Annotated in this window: 1 protein-coding gene; it reads left to right on the forward strand. The window is 63.2% G+C overall.

Annotated features, from left to right (window positions below):
- Positions 1–63: 63 nt before the first annotated feature.
- A partial coding sequence (locus PHAMO_RS01710) for a MobA/MobL family protein (protein WP_235720767.1) occupies positions 64–522 on the forward strand: 459 nt, incomplete at its 3' end.

A 522-nucleotide genomic window follows, 5' to 3' on the forward strand; every position in this document is an offset into this window, starting at 1 on the left:
GTGGTCTAAGAACCGCGAAACGCTGTGGAACTACATTGACGCAGACGAAAGCGCAAAGACGCGATGACGGCGCGGGAGGTGCTGGTTGCTCTGCCTCGGGAATTAAACCACGAACAGCGTGTTGAGGCGGTGCGGTCCTTCGTGCGCGAGGAGTTCACCAGCCGGAGCATTGTGGCGGACGTCGCCATCCATGAACCGAGCGCACGTGACGGCGAAAAGCAGCCTCACGCGCACATCATGGTTTCCGACCGGGCGCTTGATCCAAGCCAGCCGAACGGCTTCTCAGCCAAGAAGGATAGAACCCTTTCCCAGGCCAACGGAATCGAGACCATGCGGGAGAGGTGGTGCCAGCACTGCAATCAGGCGCTAGAGCGCGCCCACGTCCCTTTACGGGTTGACCACCGCTCGCTTGCCGATCAGCGGCAAGCGAAGCAGGCGGTTGCTGCGGATCGGAGCCGGCCCCAGGCCGAACGCGAGGCGGCGGCCCAAAAGCTTCCTCCTCGACCGCCCCCCAGAGCCGAA

The organism is Magnetospirillum molischianum DSM 120, from assembly GCF_000294655.1.
GTDB lineage: Bacteria > Pseudomonadota > Alphaproteobacteria > Rhodospirillales > Magnetospirillaceae > Phaeospirillum > Phaeospirillum molischianum.